Genomic DNA, 17,807 nt, shown 5'->3' with positions numbered 1-17,807 from the left:
AGCAGAAGGGTGTTCCCGGTGAGGGCCGTGTCCGTCGCCCTGCGCCTGCAGCTGCCCTTGCCCCTGCGCCTGCCCCTGCCCCCGCCCCTGTGCCCGCACCTGCCCCTGCGCCTGCGCCTACGCCTGCGCCTGCGCCTGCGCCTGCGCCTGCGAGAATCGATGCCATGCCCGGTCTCCACCACGTCGAAGTATGGGTCGCCGACCCCGAATCCGCTCGCCGCGACTGGGGATGGCTCCTCCCGCGGCTGGGTTTCTCACTGCAGCAGGAATGGCCGGAGGGTCAGACCTGGGCTGCCGACAGCGGGCCGTACCTCACGATCACGACCCCGCCGGGCGTCGACGATCAAGGCCATGACCGCCGTCGCCCGGGCGTCAACCACCTCGCCTTCCAAGGAGGCACCGCAACGGCCGTCGACGCGATCATTTCGCTCGCCTCAGAGAACGGCTGGCGCCCGCTGTACCACGAGCGCTACCCCCACGCGGGCGGCCCCGACCACTACGCCGGATGGCTGGAGAATGCCGCAGGCTTCAAGGTCGAGATCGTCGCGGAAGGAGCCTGACCGCGCCCCTCAGCCCCGCGCCGCCAAAAATCCTCAGCCCTGCGCGCCGTAGTCGGGCAGCTCCTGCAGCGTCCAGGTGTTGCCGTCCGGGTCGTCGAACGACACGAACCGCCCCCAGTCGAGATCCTCGACGCCGCGGGCATCGACCCCGAGGCCCCGCAGGTGGGCGAGAGCCTCGTCGGCATCCGGAACGACGACCTGGATCGAGTTCTGCTGACCCGGCTCGAGATCCAGGCCCAGCCCGGTGCCGAACGCGATCGAGCACGCCGAGCCCGGCGGAGTCATCTGCACGAACCGCAGCCCCTCGGTCGGGGTCTGGTCGTGGTCGGCGTTGAAGCCGATCTTCACGTAGAAGTCCTTCGCGCGGTCGACATCCGACACCGGCACGAAGATGAGTTCGATCTTCCAGTCCATCACGCCACTCCTCAGGTCACGGCGGGCGTCATCGCCCGTCCGCATCCACGGTAGGCCGCACCTCCGACATTCGCCAGATCAGACCCTGGAGCAGGCGGGAGACAATGTCAGCCTCACCGCGCCTGCAGCATCCCTTCAGCCAGGAACTCCGCCAGCTCCCGCACGCCCGCTTCATCCAACGGCAGGATCGCGGCGACGTACTGGTCGGGTCGGACAACCACGACGACGCCGTCGCGCGACAGTCCCCGCTCGGCGAAGATGTCGACGTCGGTCCACTTGCTGGGCCCCGCCGCGTACACCTTCTCCCAGTCGACGAGACCGAGCGGCCCGGTCCGCGGCTGGAACAGCGCCGGCGTCGTCGTCACCTCGACGTCCTCGAAGGGCTGCTGATACACGGCCTTCACGTCGAACACGGCGTCCGCATCGGCATCCGCCGAGGTGAATCGCTCGAAGAGCGGTGCCGCAGCCTGCGCCCACGCAGCCAACCGTTCACCGGACGCGTCGCCGAAGGCGTAGACGCGCCACCGCCCGTCGGCGCGCGCGTGGTGTCCGAGGTGCACCACGTTCCCGTCGCCCACCCGCACGACCTCCGCAGAGCGGAAACGCTTCCCGAGCGGGAAGCCGGTGGCCAGTCCCTGATGCGCATCCGACCCGGTGATCATCGATGCCGAGTACTGCGTCATGAACCCCGACGGGAACTCGGCCGTCGCGAGGTAGTAGGTCGCGAGCTCCTGCGGGTCCGAGATCTCCTCCGGCTTGCGCGCCATGAGGCTCGACCACTCGCGATCGAAGTCGATGAGCTGCTGCGCGACGGGTCGCCGCTCGGCGCCGTACGTCGCGAGCAGGGCCTCGGGCGCGCGGCCGGTGAGCACCGAACCGAGCTTCCACCCGAGGTTGAAGCCGTCCTGCATCGAGACGTTCATGCCCTGCCCGGCCTTGGCGCTGTGCGTGTGGCAGGCGTCGCCGGTCAGGAACACCCGCGGCGAGCGCCCGGAATCCTCGGGGGCGTCGTCGAATCCGTCGGTCACGCGATGGCCGACCTCGTAGACGCTGTGCCACGCCACCTCGCGCACGTCGAGCGTGTACGGGTGCAGGATCGCATTCGCCCGACGGATGATCTCCTCGATCGGCGTCTGCCGCACACGGTGGTCGTCGTCGTCCGCGACCTCGCCGAGGTCGATGTACATGCGACTGAGATAGCCACCCTCCCGCGGGATGTGGAGGATGTTCCCGGCGCGCGAGTTGATCGCGCACTTGGTGCGCCAATCGGGGAAGTCGGTGTTCACCAGCACGTCCATGACGCCCCAGGCGTGCGCCGCGACGTCTCCCACATGGATACGACCGATCGCCTCGCGCACACGACTGCGAGCACCGTCGCATCCGGCGACGTACTTCGCCCGGATGACCCGTTCCTCCCCCGTCCGCGCTCCTGCGACGTACCGCACGCGCACCTCGACCGGGTACCCGCCCTCGTCGTGCACGGTCAGCCCCTCGAATGCGACGCCGTAATCGGGCACGATGCGGGCGGGCCCGTCGGCGGCCGCCTCGGCGAAGTAGTCGAGCACGCGCGCCTGGTTGACGATCAGGTGCGGGAATTCGCAGATGTCGTAGGCGTAATCGGCGGTGCGCGCCGTGCGCACGATGCCGGCGGGGTCATCAGGATCGGGCCCCCAGAAGTTCATCCAGCCGATGTTGTAGGCCTCGGCCGTGATGCGCTCGGCGAACCCGAACGCCTGGAAGGTCTCGACGCTGCGCGGCTGGATGCCGTCGGCCTGACCCAGCACGAGCCGTCCGTCGCGCTTCTCGATGATGCGGGTCGTCACGCCCGGATACTGCGACATCTGCGCCGCGAGGAGCATTCCCGCCGGCCCCGAGCCGACGATGAGCACGTCGACCTCGTCGGGCAGGTCATCGGGTCGCTCGATACCCGTGCCCGCGGCATCCTGCACGCGCGGGTCGCCGGAGACATAGCCGTGGTGGTGGAACTGCATCGTCGTCGATTCCTTCCGAACTTCTCTCATTGTGCGCGGCTTCTGCGCTCCCGTCGCAGTTTCCGTCGGCCCGGGTGCACCGAGCCGACCGAAACTGCGATGGGACGGATCCGCGGGTCAGGCCCGGGCGAGTCCGTGGATCGGGCTCACAGCCTGCTCCTCCTCGTGATCCGGGCCGAGCGGAATGCCGGAACGGTCACGCAGCAGCAGCGTCGCGATGAGTCCGATCACGGTCATGCCGGCGAGGTACCAGGTGACGGCCTGCGTCGAACCGGTCGCCGACACGATGGCCGTAGCGATGGTCGGGGCGAACGCGCCTCCGGCGATGGCACCGATCGCGTACGAGATCGAGACGCCCGAGAAGCGGATGCTGGCCGGGAACAGCTCCGTGTACAGCGCAGCCTGCGGGCCGTACGTGAAGCCGAGGCCGATCGTGAGGATCGCGAGGCCCGCGAAGACGAGTCCGATCTCCCCGGTGTTCACGAGCGGGAACAGCGCGAACACGCCGCCGAGCTGCAGCACCCAGCCGATGATGTAGGTCGTGCGGCGGCCGATGCGGTCGCAGATCCAGCCCGCGACGAGCGTGCTGATCAGCCAGGTGACCGCCGATCCCGCGACGGCCCACAGCACCGGACCGCGCTCGAGCCCGATCGGACCCTCGGGGTTGGTCGTGTATCCCTGGATGTAGCCGCCGGTGGTCATGTAGCCGACGGCGTTGTTGCCCGCGAACACGAGCGCGGCGATGATCACGAGCAGCGCGTGCTTGCGGAACAGCTGCACGATCGGCATCCTCGCCTTCTCCTTGCGCTCCGCGAGTTCGGCGAACACCGGGCTCTCCTCGACGCGGCGACGCACGTAGTAACCCACGAGGATCAGCACGACGCTGAGCAGGAACGGCACGCGCCAGCCCCACGCGAGGAACTGGTCGCCCGGCGCGATCACCGTCATGAGCGCCATGACACCCGAGGCCAGCAGCAGACCGAGCGGAACACCGATCTGCGGCGAGGCGCCGAAGATGCCGCGCTTGGCGCGCGGGGCGTGCTCGACGGCCATGAGCACCGCGCCTCCCCACTCCCCGCCGGCCGAGATGCCCTGCAGGATGCGCAGCAGGACGAGCAGCACCGGGGCGGTGATGCCGATCGTCTCGTAGGTCGGCAGCAGACCGATAAGTGCGGTCGCGAGACCCATGAGGATGAGCGTCCACATGAGCACCGTCTTGCGTCCGAGCTTGTCGCCGTAGTGGCCGGCGAGGAACGCTCCGAGCGGGCGGAAGAGGAAGCTCACGCCGACCGTGGCGAACGCGATCAGGGCGCTGTCGGCGCCGAGCGGCGCGAAGAACAACTGCCCGAACACGAGCCCGACGGCCGTGGCGTAGATGAAGAAGTCGTACCACTCGACGGTGGTCCCGACCACCGTGGCGAAGACGACGCGGCGACGGTCGGCCGCCGTCGCGATGGTTCCGGTGGGTGTGAAACCCGCCTGTGACTGACCGCTCATGCGGTGTCTCCTTTGTTCGTGACTGCATTGTCACGGCGTGCATCCGAGTCTCGGTCGGAGGTGCTTGCCGGGGGTGGAAGCGATGATATATGATTTCGGATACGACGCACAAGGTGTCGGAGAAAGCGCGAGGAGGCGCCCCGTGACGGATACCATCGCCCGCCCCGGCAAGATCATCGCGATCCATCTGAGCTACGCCTCCCGGGCCGACCAGCGCGGGCGTCGCCCCGCCGCCCCCTCGTACTTCTTCAAGCCGTCCAGTTCCGTCGGGGTCTCGGGCGGCACGGTCGAGCGTCCCGCGGGCACCGAGTTGCTCGCGTTCGAGGGCGAGATCGCGCTCGTCATCGGCACCTCCGCCCGGCGGGTAGCTCTGGCGGATGCCTGGACGCACGTCGCGTGGGTCACGGCGTCGAACGACCTCGGCCTCTACGACCTGCGAGCGAACGACAAGGGATCGAACGTGCGCTCGAAGGGTGGCGACGGTTACACACCCCTCGGACCGCACCTCATCGACGCCCGCACGGTCGACCCGACGGCGCTGCGCGTGCGCGCCTGGGTCAACGGCGAACTCCGCCAGGACGACACGACGGCCGGGCTGATCTTCCCGCTCGCGCAGCTCGTCGCCGACCTGTCGCAGCACTTCACGCTCGAGCCCGGCGACGTGATCCTCACCGGCACTCCGGCCGGGTCATCCGTCATCGTCCCCGGCGACGTGGTCGAGATCGAGGTGGATGCTCCCGACGCCCCGGGAGTCCCCACGTCGGGCCGGCTCGTCACGACCGTCACGCAGGGCCACGTCGCCTTCGACGAGACGGTCGGGTCGCTCCCCGCTGTCGACGACCTGCAGCGCACCGAGGCCTGGGGCTCCGCCGAGGCCGCCGGTCTCGTGGCGGTCCCTTCGTCTCGTCGTGATGCTCCTCGCTCAGGAACCGAGGAGGGAAGGAACCCGGTTCCTGAGCGAGCGAAGCGAGACGAAGGGCCCACACTCTCCCCCGCCCTCCGCGCGAAGCTCCTCGAGGCCCCGACCGCCGGGCTCTCGGCCCAACTGCGCAAGCGCGGCCACCACTCGTGCTTCATCGACGGCGTCACCGCGAACATCCCGGGCTCGAAGATCGTCGGCACCGCGAAGACGCTGCGCTTCGTCCCCTTCCGCGAAGACCTCTTCGCGAGCCACGGCGGCGGCTACAACGCCCAGAAGCGCGCGTTCGACGCCGTCGAGGAGGGCGAGGTCATCGTGATCGAGGCGCGCGGCGATGCATCCACCGGCACGCTCGGCGACATCCTCGCCCTGCGCGCCCGCACCAGAGGCGCGGCCGGCGTCGTCACCGACGGCGGCGTGCGCGACTTCGACCAGGTCGCAGAGATCGGCCTCCCCGTCTTCTCGCAGGGCGCGCACCCCTCGGTGCTCGGTCGCCGGCACGTGCCCTGGGAGGTCGACGTCACGATCGCCTGCGGCGGGGCGTCCGTGCAGCCCGGCGACATCGTCGTGGGCGATGGTGACGGCGTGATCGTGATCCCACCCGCCCTCGCCGAGGAGATCGCGGACGCCGCGATCGCCCAGGAGCACGAGGATGCGTGGATCGCGACGCAGGTCGAAGCGGGGCATCCCGTCGACGGCCTGTTCCCCCTGAACGCCGAATGGCGCGCCCGGTACGAGGCGGAGACCGCCCCGCAGAACGAGACGGCCCCGCACACCGAGACGGGCACGAACGCATGACGACCACCGCCGCCAGCAAGTCCGAGGTCGCGTACGAGTGGATCCGCTCGCGCATCACCGGGCACATGTTCAGTCCCGGCTACCGCCTGGTGCTCGGCTCGATCGCCGACGACCTGAAGATGAGCGTCGTGCCCGTGCGCGAGGCCATCCGCCGTCTCGAGGCCGAGGGACTCGTCACCTTCGAGCGCAACGTCGGCGCCCGGGTCACGCTCGTCGACGAGAGCGAGTACGCCCACACCATGCAGACGCTGGGCATCGTCGAGGGGTCGGCGACCGCTCTCTCCGCCCCGCTGCTCGATGACGACGCCCTCGACGAAGCGGCCCGCATCAACGACCGCATGGCCCGGATGCTCGACCACCTCGACGCCCATGCCTTCACCGAGCTCAACCGGCAGTTCCACTCCGTGCTGTTCGAGCCGTGCCCGAACCCGCATCTGCTCGACCTCGTGCACCGCGGATGGTCGCGGCTCTCCGGCATCCGCGATTCGACCTTCGCGTCGATCCCGGGCCGCGCCCAGCACTCCGTCGAGGAGCACACCGAGATCCTCGACCTCATCCGAGCGGGTGCCGATCCGCTCGAGATCGAACTCGCCGCCCGCAACCACCGCTGGCGCACGATGGACGCGTTCCTCGACGCACTGCACACCCGCACCGCCCCGACGACCGGAGACCAGTCATGACCGATCCGCGCATTCCCGCCGACCTGCCCGAGCACATCCAGCACTACATCGACGGCGCCTTCGTCGACTCGGTCGACGGCGACACCTTCGACGTGCTCGACCCCGTGACGAACACGACCTACACGACGGCATCCGCGGGCAAGAAGGCCGACATCGACCGGGCCGTCGCCGCCGCCCGCCGCGCGTTCACCGAGGGCCCCTGGCCGCGGATGCTCCCCCGCGAGCGCTCCCGCGTGCTGCACCGCATCGCCGACATCGTCGAGTCGCGGGATGCCCGCCTCGCCGAACTGGAGTCGTACGACTCCGGCCTTCCGATCACGCAGGCGCTGGGCCAGGCCCGCCGCGCCGCTGAGAACTTCCGCTTCTTCGCCGACCTGATCGTCGCGCAGTCCGACGACGCCTTCAAGGTGCCCGGTCGCCAGATGAACTACGTCAACCGCAAGCCGATCGGCGTCGCGGGTCTCATCACCCCGTGGAACACGCCGTTCATGCTCGAGTCGTGGAAGCTCGGCCCGGCCCTCGCGACCGGCAACACGGTGGTGCTCAAGCCCGCCGAGTTCACGCCTCTGTCGGCGTCGCTGTGGGCCGGGATCTTCGAGGAGGCGGGCCTGCCGCAGGGCGTCTTCAATCTCGTCAACGGGCTCGGTGAGGATGCGGGTGACGCGCTGGTGAAGCATCCGGACGTGCCCCTCATCTCGTTCACCGGCGAGAGCCGCACCGGGCAGATCATCTTCGGCAACGCCGCCCCCTTCCTCAAGGGCCTGTCGATGGAGCTCGGCGGCAAGTCGCCCGCCGTCGTCTTCGCCGATGCCGATCTCGAGGCCGCGGTGGACGCGACGATCTTCGGCGTCTTCTCGCTCAACGGCGAGCGCTGCACGGCCGGCTCGCGGATCCTCGTCGAACGCTCGATCTACGAGGAGTTCGTCGAGCGCTATGCGGCGCAGGCCAAGCGCGTGAAGGTCGGCTACCCGCACGACCCGACGACGGAGGTGGGCGCACTCGTTCACCCCGAGCACTACGACAAGGTGATGAGCTACGTCGAGATCGGCAAGACCGAGGGCCGGCTCGTCGCCGGCGGCGGGCGCCCCGAGGGGTTCGACGAGGGCAACTTCGTCGCCCCGACCGTCTTCGCCGATGTCGCCCCCGACGCCCGCATCTTCCAGGAGGAGATCTTCGGCCCCGTGGTCGCGATCACCCCGTTCGACTCCGACGACGAGGCGCTCGCGCTCGCGAACGACACGAAGTACGGCCTCGCCGCCTACATCTGGACGAACGATCTGAAGCGCGCCCACAACTTCGCGCAGTCGGTCGAGGCGGGCATGGTGTGGCTGAACAGCAACAACGTGCGCGACCTGCGCACGCCCTTCGGCGGCGTGAAGGCCTCGGGCCTCGGCCACGAGGGCGGCTACCGCTCGATCGACTTCTACACCGACCAGCAGAGCGTGCACATCACGCTCGGCGGCGCCCACAACCCCACCTTCGGCAAGAACTGACCCCCTCCTGTCACGCAGGAATCGACAGCAAGGACGCTGACATGACCGACAAGACGCAGAAGACTCTCACCTCCTCCGGCTACTACGTGTCGCAGGAGGCACCGATCCACTCCGACAACCCGGTCGCGACGCCGACCAGCACGCCGCCCGACATCCTGCGCTGCGCCTACATGGAACTCGTGGTCACCGACCTCGCCGCCTCGCGTCAGTTCTACGTCGACGTGCTCGGGCTGTACGTGACCGCCGAAGACGACGACGCGATCTATCTGCGCTCGACCGAGGAGTTCATCCACCACAACCTCGTCCTGCGCCGGGGGCCGATCGCCGCCGTCGCCGCGTTCTCGTACCGGGTGCGCAGCGCGGAAGATCTCGACCGCGCCGTCGCCTTCTACGCCGAGCTCGGCTGCGACGTGCGCCGCGAGCCGAACGGCTTCGTGCAGGGCATCGGCGACTCGGTGCGCGTGGTCGACCCGCTCGGCTTCCCCTACGAGTTCTTCTTCGAGACCACCCACGTCGAGCGCCTCTCGTGGCGCTACGACCTGCACACCCCGGGCGAGCTCGTGCGCCTCGACCACTTCAATCAGGTCACCCCCGACGTGCCCCGCGCGGTGCGCCACTACCAGGACCTCGGTTTCCGCGTCACGGAGGACATCCAGGACGACGAGGGCACCGTGTACGCCGCATGGATGCGCCGCAAGCCCACCGTGCACGACACCGCGGCGACCGGCGGAGACGGGCCCCGCATGCACCACGTCGCGTTCGCCACGCACGAGAAGCACAACATCCTCGCGATCTGCGACAAGCTCGGCGCGCTCCGCCGCTCGGACGCGATCGAGCGAGGACCCGGTCGCCACGGCGTCTCGAACGCCTTCTACCTCTACCTGCGCGACCCCGACGGACACCGCGTCGAGATCTACACGCAGGACTACTACACCGGTGACCCCGACAACCCCGTCATCACGTGGGACGTGCACGACAACCAGCGTCGCGACTGGTGGGGCAACCCCGTCGTGCCCTCCTGGTACACCGAGGCGTCGCTCGTGCTCGACCTCGACGGCAACCCTCAGCCCGTCGTCGCCCGCACTGACTCCAGCGAGATGGCGGTGACGATCGGCGCCGACGGCTTCTCGTACACGCGGCCGGACGAGGGCGAGGCATCGATGCCCGAGTACAAGCAGGGCGAGTACAAGCTCGGCCACCAGCTGTAGGAGATGCGGATGCTGTCAGCAGAGGTGATCGCGCAGATCGCCGCAGAATTGGCCCGGGCCGACCGGGAGCACACGGTGATCCCCCGGATCACGTCTCGTTGGCCCGAGGCGACGATCGAGGACTCCTACGCGATCCAGGGGGTGTGGCGCGACACGCAGATCGCCGCGGGCCGCACGCTCGTGGGCCGCAAGATCGGACTGACGTCGAAGGCCATGCAGCAGGCGACGGGCATCACCGAGCCCGACTACGGGGTGATGTTCGACGACACGGTGCACGAGTCCGGCGCCGAGATCCCCGTCGACCACTTCTCGAACGTGCGCATCGAGGTCGAACTCGCGTTCGTGCTCAAGCATCCGCTCGAGGGCCCCGACTGCACGCTCGACGACGCGCTCGGGGCGATCGACTACGCGGTCCCCGCGCTCGAGGTGCTCAACTCGCACATCGAGCTCGAGGGCCGCACGATCGTCGACACGATCAGCGACAACGCCGCCTACGGGGCGATGGTGCTCGGCTCGGTGCGCAAGCGTCCCGATGAGATCGATCTGCGCTGGGTGCCCGGCGTGCTGTCGCGCAACGGCGAGATCGAGGAGACGGGCGTCGCCGCGGGCGTGCTCGGCCACCCGGCCACCGGCGTCGCGTGGCTCGCGAACAAGTTCCACCAGCACGGCGCGCGCCTGGAGGCCGGCGAGATCATCCTGGCAGGATCGTTCACACGCCCGATGTGGGTGTCGCGCGGTGACGAGGTGCTGTGCGACTACGGACCGATGGGAACGATCGCATGCCGCTTCATCTAGATCCCCCCTTCCGCGACCGGCTCGCGGCATCCGATCGCCCGCTCGTGGGGATGTGGGTGTGCTCGGGCAGCCCGCTGCTCGCCGAGGTCGCCGCGGGCTCCGGCCTCGACTGGCTGCTGATCGACATGGAGCACTCCGCCAACACGCTCGATTCGGTTCTCCTGCAGCTGCAGGCGGTCGCCGCGTATCCGGTGACACCGGTCGTGCGCGCGCCCGCGAACGACGTCGTGGCCCTCAAGCAGATCCTCGACCTCGGCGCGCAGAACGTGATCGTGCCGATGGTGTCGTCCGCCGAGGAGGCTCGGGCCGCGGTCGCCGCCACCCGCTACCCGCCGGAGGGCGTGCGGGGTGTCGGCAGCGCCCTCGCCCGCAGTGCGCGCTGGAACCGCGTCGACGGCTACCTGCGCGATTCGGCGCAGCACACGTCGCTCACGGTGCAGATCGAGACCGCGGCGGGCGTCGAGGCGGCGGGCGAGATCGCCGCCGTCGACGGGGTGGATGCCGTGTTCGTCGGCCCGTCCGACCTCTCGGCCTCGATGGGCCTGCTGGGTCAGCAGACGCATCCGGATGTCGTCGCCGCCGTCGAGCGCGTCTTCGCCGCGGCGAAGGCGGCCGGAACCCCGGTCGGGGTGAACGCCTTCGATCCGGTGGCTGCCGAGGCCTACCTCGCCGCCGGCGCCGACTTCGTGGCCGTCGGTGCCGACGTGGCGCTGCTCGCGCGGGCATCCGAGGCTCTCGCAGCGCGGTTCATCGCCTCGGGTGGTTCGGATGCTCCGGACCGGGGTGAGAAACAGAGCTACTGACTGGCGGATTCATAGGCTCAGCCACGAAACTGTTCGCATGACCTTCGCTGCGCTCCAGCCTCTCGCCGATCGTGCCGCCCTCTACTCCGTGATCCGCCAGGATCAGCTCTCGGCCGCTGCCGATGCGCTGGGCGAGCATCGCTGGGACGCCGACATGACGGCGGGTACCCTCACCTTCACCGCGAACGCCGACCCCTCGCGTCAGCTCGTCACGCGTGCGCACCTGATCGCCACGATCGCCCCGGGGCCGCGCTCGATGCTCTGGGCCTGGGCGCACCCGCAGGGCGACCCGCAGGGCGTCGCCGCGCAGCTGCGCGCCTACGGAGAGGAGCACGGCATCGCCGAACTCACCTCGGCCGAGGTGCCGTTCCCCGCGGATGCCTCGGGCGACGAGGACTGGATCGCCGCGGCCGCACACACCGTCGGCGGCGTCGCGGTGGAACTCACCGGCCGCTCCCCGTACTACTCCGCTCCCGTCGGCGGCGGCACACGCGCCGTCTTCCTCCTCGACGCGCCGCTGCCGCAGCTCACCGTGGCCGACGCCTTGATCGTCATGCCGCGCATGCTCGCGAGCTTCACCCTGCCCGACGCACGCACCTCGGTGTGGGATCTCGCCCGCCTCGCCGGCTGGACGCTCACCTGGACCGACGAGGCCTTCTCGGGCGCGACCGTCGTCGATGCGACGGGTTCCGCCACCTTCAGCTTCGACGAGCACGCCCGCATCTCGAACGTGCAGAGCTCGCTCGGCGGCCAGCGCTGACATCATCCCCGGTCGCTCCGGGGATGCGCACTCCGCGCGGGCTGTGGGATTCTGATCCCATGAAGAAGGCAATCGTGCGATTCGGCTCGCTCTACGTGTTCAACGTGGTGGTTCTGCTGCTGATCGGACTGCTGCTGCGGGGCGTCTCGGTGGGATGGCACGCGTTCTGGGCGGCGATCATCCTCACCCTCGCCGCGCTGTTCGTGAAGCCGACGCTGGCAGCCGCCTTCCGCCGATCCGCCGCGAAGTCGGCCGCCGACCGTACGAAGGCTGGTGAGAAGGTCGTCCAGTACGTGCTCGTGTACCTGGTCGAACTGATCGTCTGGGCGCTCACGGTGTGGCTGAGCGGCGTCGACGCCCGTGGATTCTGGGGCTACGTGATCCCGCCGCTCCTGCTGCTGGTCGGGTGGATGATCTACGACCAGGTCGACGACAAGCTGCAGGCGAAGGCCTCCGAGGTCTACGACAGCGTGCAGGCGCGCGTGCGCCGACGCTGACGGCATCCGTCGAGCGGGATGCCGTCAGCGTCTTCGTTCAGGCGAGGCGCTCTGCCGCCTCGACCACGTTCGTCATGAGCAGCGCGACGGTCATCGGGCCGACCCCGCCCGGGTTCGGCGAGAGGAAGCCGGCGACCTCGGCCACGTCGGGGTGCACGTCGCCGGAGACGACGCTCTTGCCCGTCTCGGGGTCGGTCGTGCGGGTCACACCCACGTCGAGCACGGCGGCACCGGGCTTGACGTCCTCGGCACGGATGAGGTGCGCGACGCCCGCGGCGGCCACGATCACGTCGGCCTCGCGGAGGTAGCGCGGCATGTCGACCGTGCCCGTGTGGGTGAGCGTCACGGTCGCGTTGATGTCGCGGCGCGTGAGCAGCAGTCCGATCGAGCGGCCGATCGTGACCCCGCGGCCGACGACCACGACGTGCTTGCCCTTCAGGTCGTAGTCGTTGCGCAGCAGCAGCTCGATCACGCCGCGCGGCGTGCACGGCAGCGGGGTGTGGATCGGGCTGTTGACGTTGAGCACCAGGCGACCGAGGTTCGTCGGGTGCAGTCCGTCGGCATCCTTCGCGGGGTCGATCCGCTCGAGGATCGCATCCGTGTCGAGGTGCTTCGGCAGCGGCAGCTGCACGATGTAGCCGTGGCAGTCGGGATCGGCGTTGAGCTCGTCGATCAGCGCCTCGACCTGCTGCTGCGTGGCATCGGCCGGCAGCTCGCGCTGGATCGAGTTCATGCCGATCGCCTCGGACTGGCGGTGCTTCATGCCCACGTACAGCTGCGACGCGGGGTCCGCACCGACGAGCACCGTGGCGATGCCCGGGGTGATCCCGCGGGCGCGCAGCGCGGCGACGCGCTCGGTCAGCTCGGCCTTGATCTCGGCCGATGCCGCCTTGCCGTCGAGGACGACCGCGGTCACTGCTGCAGGTCCGGGTAGAGCGGGAAGCCGGCGGCGAGCGCGTCGACGCGGGCGCGGAGAGCCTCGACGTCGGCACCCGGCTGCAGCGCCAGCGCGATGATGTCGGCGACCTCGGTGAACTCCGTGTCGCCGAACCCGCGGGTGGCGAGCGCCGGGGTGCCGATGCGCAGACCCGAGGTGACCATGGGCGGACGCGGGTCGTTCGGCACGGCGTTGCGGTTGACCGTGATGTGGATGTCGTGCAGCAGGTCTTCGGCCTGCTTGCCGTCGATCTCGGCCTCGCGCAGGTCGACCAGCACGAGGTGCACGTCGGTGCCACCGGAGCGCACGGCGATGCCGGCGTCCTTGACGTCCTGCTGCGAGAGGCGCTCGGCGATCAGCGCGGCACCGCGCAGCACGCGCTCCTGTCGCTCGGCGAACTCGGGGGTCGCGGCGAGCTTGAACGCGGTCGCCTTGGCGGCGATCACGTGCATGAGCGGGCCGCCCTGCTGGCCCGGGAACACGGCCGTGTTGATCTTCTTGGCGATGTCGGCGTCGTTCGTGAGGATGAAGCCCGAGCGAGGGCCGCCGATCGTCTTGTGCACGGTCGACGAGACGACGTGGGCGTGGGGCACCGGGTTCGGGTGCAGGCCCGCGGCGACGAGACCGGCGAAGTGCGCCATGTCGACCCAGAGCAGTGCGCCGACCTCGTCGGCGATCGCGCGGAACGCCGCGAAGTCGAGCGTGCGGGGGTAGGCCGACCAGCCGGCGATGATGACCTTCGGCTTGTGCTCGATCGCGAGGCGACGCACCTCGTCCATGTCGATGACCGAGGTCTCGGGGTTCACACCGTAGGCGACGATGTCGTAGAGACGGCCCGAGAAGTTGATCTTCATGCCGTGCGTGAGGTGGCCGCCCTGGTCGAGCGAGAGGCCGAGGAGCGTGTCGCCGGGGCGCGCGATCGCGTGCAGCACGGCGGCGTTGGCCGAGGCGCCGGAGTGCGGCTGGACGTTCGCGAACTCGGCGCCGAACAGGCTCTTCGCCCGCGAGATCGCGAGTTCCTCGGCGACGTCGACCTCTTCGCAGCCGCCGTAGTAGCGACGGCCGGGGTAGCCCTCGGCGTACTTGTTCGTGAGCACGGAGCCCTGCGACTGCAGCACCGAGACGGGCACGAAGTTCTCGGACGCGATCATCTCGAGGAAGGTCTGCTGACGCTTCAGCTCGCGGTCGAGCACCTCGGCGATCTCGGGATCGACCTCGGCGAGCGGGGCGTTGAAGTAACGGTCGGTCATGATGACGGGCTCCTCTGACGACGGATTCGAAGGGTGTTCTCATCGGCCCAGGCGCGCGGTCGAATTCCGTGGTCGGTCGCTCCCCGGTGGTAACCCACCCAGACGCCAGTCGCGACAGATCGAGCATACCGGATTCCCCCTGGTCGACTCCCCGCCGCGCGGCTAGGGTTTGTTCATGGTCTTTACACATCAGCTTCCGCTCGTCCCGGTGCCCGCCGCGGCCGTCGTGCACGAAGGACGGATGCCGATCACCGCGACGACGCGCGTGCACGGCTCCTCCCCCGCGGCCGACGTCCTGACGGCCGCGGCCGCACGGCGCGGCGCCCCTCCCCTCACCTCCGTCGACGAGCCGGCGCACACCCCGGCCCCGGGCGACATCGTGCTGCGCATCGACGCCGACGCCGCGGCATCCGAGGGCTACCGCCTGTCGGTCGGCACGCACGTCGAGATCATCGGCGCCGACGAGGCCGGCCTGTTCTACGGCGTGCAGACCCTGCTGCAGCTGCTCCGCGAGGACGACGAGGGCTGGAGCCTGCCGTGCGTCGAGATCGACGACGCCCCGCGCTTCACGCATCGCGGAGTGATGCTCGACGTCGCCCGCCACTTCTTCGACGTCGCCGAGGTGAAGCGGTTCATCGACGCCACCAGCGCACTCAAGTTCAACCGCCTGCACCTGCACCTCACCGACGATCAGGGGTGGCGGGTGCACATCGACTCCTGGCCGCTGCTCACCGAGCGGTCATCGGCGACGTCGGCCGGCGGCGACCCCGGCGGTTTCTACACGAAGGACGACTACCGCGAGATCGTCGCCCACGCGGCGTCGCGGCACGTGGTGCTGATCCCCGAGATCGATCTGCCGGGGCACACCCACGCGGTCGGCGTCGCCTACCCCGAGCTCGTCGAGGCGCCGGTGCTCAACGACGCCCTCGTCGCGCAGTCCGAGACGCTGGGGCAGCCCCTGCCCGTCGCGGGAGAGACGTACCTCGGCTGGGGCGTCGGCCACTCGAGCGTGCGCATCCGCGAGGAGCGCACCTACGACTTCGTGCGCGACGTCGTGCGCGAGCTCGCCGAGATGACCCCGGGCCCGTACCTCCACATCGGCGGCGACGAGTCGCTGGGCACGTCGCAGGAGGACTTCGACCACTTCGCCGAGCGCGCGACGCAGATCGTCGTGGATGCCGGGAAGATCCCCGCCGCCTGGCACGAGATGGGTGCCGCCGACGGCATCGCCGAGGGCACGATCGGGCAGTACTGGGGCATGAAGGTCCCCACCGGTTCGCACGCCGCCGAGGCCGCGCACTTCGTGGAACGCGGCGGGGCGCTGATCATGTCGGCCGCGGATGCCACGTACCTCGACATGAAGTACGACGAGGAGTTCCCCCTCGGCCTCACCTGGGCCGCCGTGATCGACGTGCGAACCGCGTACGAGTGGGAACCGACCGCCGTGCTCGATGTTCCGGATGCGGCGATCCTCGGCACCGAGGCACCGCTGTGGTCCGAGACCACGCGCACGATCGACGACGTCGAGCTGCTCGTCTTCCCGCGCGCCGCCGCGGAGGCCGAGATCGCCTGGTCGCCACAGCATGGAGAGGGACGAGAATGGTCGTCGTTCCGCGAGCGGCTCGGTGCCCTCGCTCCGCTGTGGAAGGCTGAGGGGACCCGATTCCACCCCGTCGCAGACATCCCCTGGAGCGATCGATGAGCGTCCACCCTGCAGCGACCGGAAGCCTGGTCGTCCACTCCGCGCGCGTCGTGGATCGCGGCGAGATCGTCGACGACGCCTGGGTGCGCTTCGCCGACGGCCGGGTCGCCGCACGCGGAACGGGCGCCGACTGGGCGCCCGCCGACGAGGTCGTCGACGCGGCATCCGTCGCCGGCTCCGATGCGATTTTCACGCCCGGCTTCGTCGACATCCACGGGCACGGCGGGGCCGGCGCATCGTTCGACGACGGCGTCGACTCCATCCGCACCGCGCGCGACCTGCACCGCGCGCACGGCACGACCCGCGCCGTGGTGTCACTGGTGACGGCTCCGCTCGATGAACTCGCCCGCAGCGCCGCACTGATCGCCGACCTTGTGCAGACGGATGCCGACATCCTCGGCTCGCACCTCGAGGGGCCGTTCCTCGATCCGGGGCACCACGGTGCCCACGACCCGTCGCTCCTGCGCGCACCGCTGCCCGATGACGTCGACCGGCTGCTCGCCGCGGGTCGCGGAACGATCCGTCAGATCACGATCGCCCCGGAGCTTCCCGGCGGACTCGACGCGATCCGCCGGATCGTCGCGGCAGGCTCCGCGGCCGCCGTCGGCCACACCGATGCGGATGCCGCCATGTCGGTCGCCGCGTTCGAGGCGGGGGCGTCGATCCTCACCCATGCGTTCAACGCGATGCCCGGCATCCACCACCGCGCTCCGGGGCCCGTGCTCGCCGCCGCGGCCGATCACCGTGTCGTGCTCGAGGCGATCGCCGACGACGTGCACCTCGATCCGCACGTCGTCAAGCTCGTGTTCGACGCCGCTCCCGGGCGCGTGGCCCTGATCACGGATGCCATGTCTGCGGCGGGGAGCGCGGACGGCCGCTACGACCTGGGCGCGGTGAGCGTGACGGTCGAGAACGGCATCGCCCGCACCGTCGAGACGGGGGCGATCGCCGGCTCGACGCTCACCCAGGACGAGGCTCTGCGGCGCGCGGTCGCCGCGGGCGTCGCGCTCGTCGACGCGGTGCGTGCGCTGACCGAGACCCCGGCCGGAGCCGTGGGCTTCGCCTCGGAGCTGGGCGCGCTGCGCACCGGGATGGTGGGCGATGCCGTGCTGCTCGATGCAGAACTGCGCGTGGCGCGCGTGTGGGTCGGGGCGCGGCCCCGCAGGGCCTAGATCCCTCCACCGCACGCCGACGCGCAGCGCAGGCAGCTCCGGTCCCTTCGCGCGGAGAGAGTGGAGGGTGCCGATCCCCCCGGATCGGCACCCTCGGGTTCCCCCACGTAGAGAGGGGGGCCGAGAACTCCTCCCCCGAGGCTCCCGACCCGCCCGACCGATGCGTGAACCCCCTGCATCGGAGCCCGAACCCCGCCCCCCGGTGGAGTTCGTCGTGGCTGTCTCTACAGATGAGACGACGTGCAGCACGATTCATTACGCGAACCTGAGAAAAAATCTGAGAAAAGTTCTGAGACTCGTGAATATTCGCTTCTGACCGGGCCTTTCTTTT

16 protein-coding genes and 1 riboswitch are annotated in these 17,807 nt (G+C 69.8%); of the genes, 11 read left to right on the top strand and 5 right to left on the bottom strand.

Annotated features, from left to right (window positions below; all coding sequences use genetic code 11):
* Positions 1–164: 164 nt before the first annotated feature.
* On the top strand, positions 165–560 hold the full coding sequence (locus tag ACZ5Y9_RS06310) for a VOC family protein (RefSeq protein ID WP_464472571.1): 396 nt from the start codon (positions 165–167) through the stop codon (positions 558–560).
* 33 nt (positions 561–593) lie between these two features.
* Here the strand turns inward: ACZ5Y9_RS06310 and ACZ5Y9_RS06305 are convergent, their stop codons facing one another.
* The 3 genes from ACZ5Y9_RS06305 to ACZ5Y9_RS06295 all read right to left on the bottom strand — a co-directional run bounded on the left by ACZ5Y9_RS06305 (position 594) and on the right by ACZ5Y9_RS06295 (position 4,462).
* Positions 594–974: a VOC family protein gene (locus ACZ5Y9_RS06305; RefSeq protein ID WP_247623096.1), complete on the bottom strand. Its 381-nt coding sequence runs from the start codon at positions 972–974 to the stop codon at positions 594–596.
* 113 nt (positions 975–1,087) lie between these two features.
* A complete protein-coding gene (locus ACZ5Y9_RS06300) occupies positions 1,088–2,965 on the bottom strand; it encodes an FAD-dependent monooxygenase (RefSeq protein ID WP_464472570.1) in 1,878 nt (625 codons plus the stop codon).
* A gap of 117 nt (positions 2,966–3,082) precedes the next feature.
* Positions 3,083–4,462, bottom strand: coding sequence for an MFS transporter (locus ACZ5Y9_RS06295; protein ID WP_464472569.1), 1,380 nt, complete (start codon positions 4,460–4,462; stop codon positions 3,083–3,085).
* A 142-nt stretch (positions 4,463–4,604) separates the two neighbouring features.
* Here ACZ5Y9_RS06295 and ACZ5Y9_RS06290 point away from each other — a divergent pair, with 142 nt between their 5' ends.
* Genes ACZ5Y9_RS06290 through ACZ5Y9_RS06255 form a run of 8 tightly spaced genes read left to right on the top strand, consistent with a single transcriptional unit; the run spans position 4,605 to position 12,415 of the window.
* Positions 4,605–6,179 (top strand): fumarylacetoacetate hydrolase family protein, encoded by a 1,575-nt coding sequence (locus tag ACZ5Y9_RS06290; RefSeq protein ID WP_464472568.1) that lies wholly within the window; start codon positions 4,605–4,607, stop codon positions 6,177–6,179.
* Positions 6,176–6,859: a GntR family transcriptional regulator gene (locus tag ACZ5Y9_RS06285; RefSeq protein ID WP_247623100.1), complete on the top strand. Its 684-nt coding sequence runs from the start codon at positions 6,176–6,178 to the stop codon at positions 6,857–6,859. Before ACZ5Y9_RS06290 ends, ACZ5Y9_RS06285 begins: the two co-directional genes overlap by 4 nt.
* Positions 6,856–8,352, top strand: a complete 1,497-nt coding sequence (hpaE, locus tag ACZ5Y9_RS06280; RefSeq protein WP_464472567.1) for a 5-carboxymethyl-2-hydroxymuconate semialdehyde dehydrogenase — start codon at positions 6,856–6,858, stop codon at positions 8,350–8,352. Before ACZ5Y9_RS06285 ends, hpaE begins: the two co-directional genes overlap by 4 nt.
* 41 nt (positions 8,353–8,393) lie before the next feature.
* Positions 8,394–9,560 (top strand): 3,4-dihydroxyphenylacetate 2,3-dioxygenase, encoded by a 1,167-nt coding sequence (gene hpaD, locus ACZ5Y9_RS06275; protein WP_247623102.1) that lies wholly within the window; start codon positions 8,394–8,396, stop codon positions 9,558–9,560.
* Between the two features lie 9 nt (positions 9,561–9,569).
* Complete coding sequence (locus ACZ5Y9_RS06270; protein ID WP_464472566.1) at positions 9,570–10,355, top strand: fumarylacetoacetate hydrolase family protein; 786 nt, start codon at positions 9,570–9,572, stop codon at positions 10,353–10,355.
* Positions 10,340–11,158: an HpcH/HpaI aldolase family protein gene (locus ACZ5Y9_RS06265; RefSeq protein WP_464472565.1), complete on the top strand. Its 819-nt coding sequence runs from the start codon at positions 10,340–10,342 to the stop codon at positions 11,156–11,158. Before ACZ5Y9_RS06270 ends, ACZ5Y9_RS06265 begins: the two co-directional genes overlap by 16 nt.
* 37 nt (positions 11,159–11,195) lie before the next feature.
* Positions 11,196–11,918, top strand: a complete 723-nt coding sequence (locus tag ACZ5Y9_RS06260; RefSeq protein WP_464472564.1) for a DUF6882 domain-containing protein — start codon at positions 11,196–11,198, stop codon at positions 11,916–11,918.
* Between the two features lie 59 nt (positions 11,919–11,977).
* On the top strand, positions 11,978–12,415 hold the full coding sequence (locus ACZ5Y9_RS06255) for a hypothetical protein (RefSeq protein ID WP_247623106.1): 438 nt from the start codon (positions 11,978–11,980) through the stop codon (positions 12,413–12,415).
* Positions 12,416–12,452: 37 nt separating this feature from the next.
* On the opposite strand, the gene ACZ5Y9_RS06250 is transcribed toward ACZ5Y9_RS06255, so the two are convergent.
* On the bottom strand, positions 12,453–13,331 hold the full coding sequence (locus ACZ5Y9_RS06250) for a bifunctional methylenetetrahydrofolate dehydrogenase/methenyltetrahydrofolate cyclohydrolase (protein ID WP_247955759.1): 879 nt from the start codon (positions 13,329–13,331) through the stop codon (positions 12,453–12,455).
* On the bottom strand, positions 13,328–14,602 hold the full coding sequence (glyA, locus tag ACZ5Y9_RS06245) for a serine hydroxymethyltransferase (protein ID WP_247623108.1): 1,275 nt from the start codon (positions 14,600–14,602) through the stop codon (positions 13,328–13,330). The genes ACZ5Y9_RS06250 and glyA overlap by 4 nt, the downstream gene beginning before the upstream one ends.
* 38 nt (positions 14,603–14,640) lie before the next feature.
* Positions 14,641–14,725, bottom strand: a riboswitch (ZMP/ZTP riboswitch).
* Positions 14,726–14,777: 52 nt separating this feature from the next.
* Between glyA and ACZ5Y9_RS06240 the strand changes: the two genes are divergently transcribed.
* A complete protein-coding gene (locus tag ACZ5Y9_RS06240) occupies positions 14,778–16,304 on the top strand; it encodes a family 20 glycosylhydrolase (RefSeq protein WP_464472563.1) in 1,527 nt (508 codons plus the stop codon).
* Entirely contained in the window at positions 16,301–17,476 is a 1,176-nt protein-coding gene (locus ACZ5Y9_RS06235) for an N-acetylglucosamine-6-phosphate deacetylase (protein ID WP_464472562.1), read from the top strand. The genes ACZ5Y9_RS06240 and ACZ5Y9_RS06235 overlap by 4 nt, the downstream gene beginning before the upstream one ends.
* Positions 17,477–17,807: the final 331 nt, after the last annotated feature.

The organism is Microbacterium sp. T3-8, from assembly GCF_055398145.1.
Note: the sequence above shows the minus strand (reverse complement) of the source record. Positions and strands in the feature narration are given on the sequence as shown.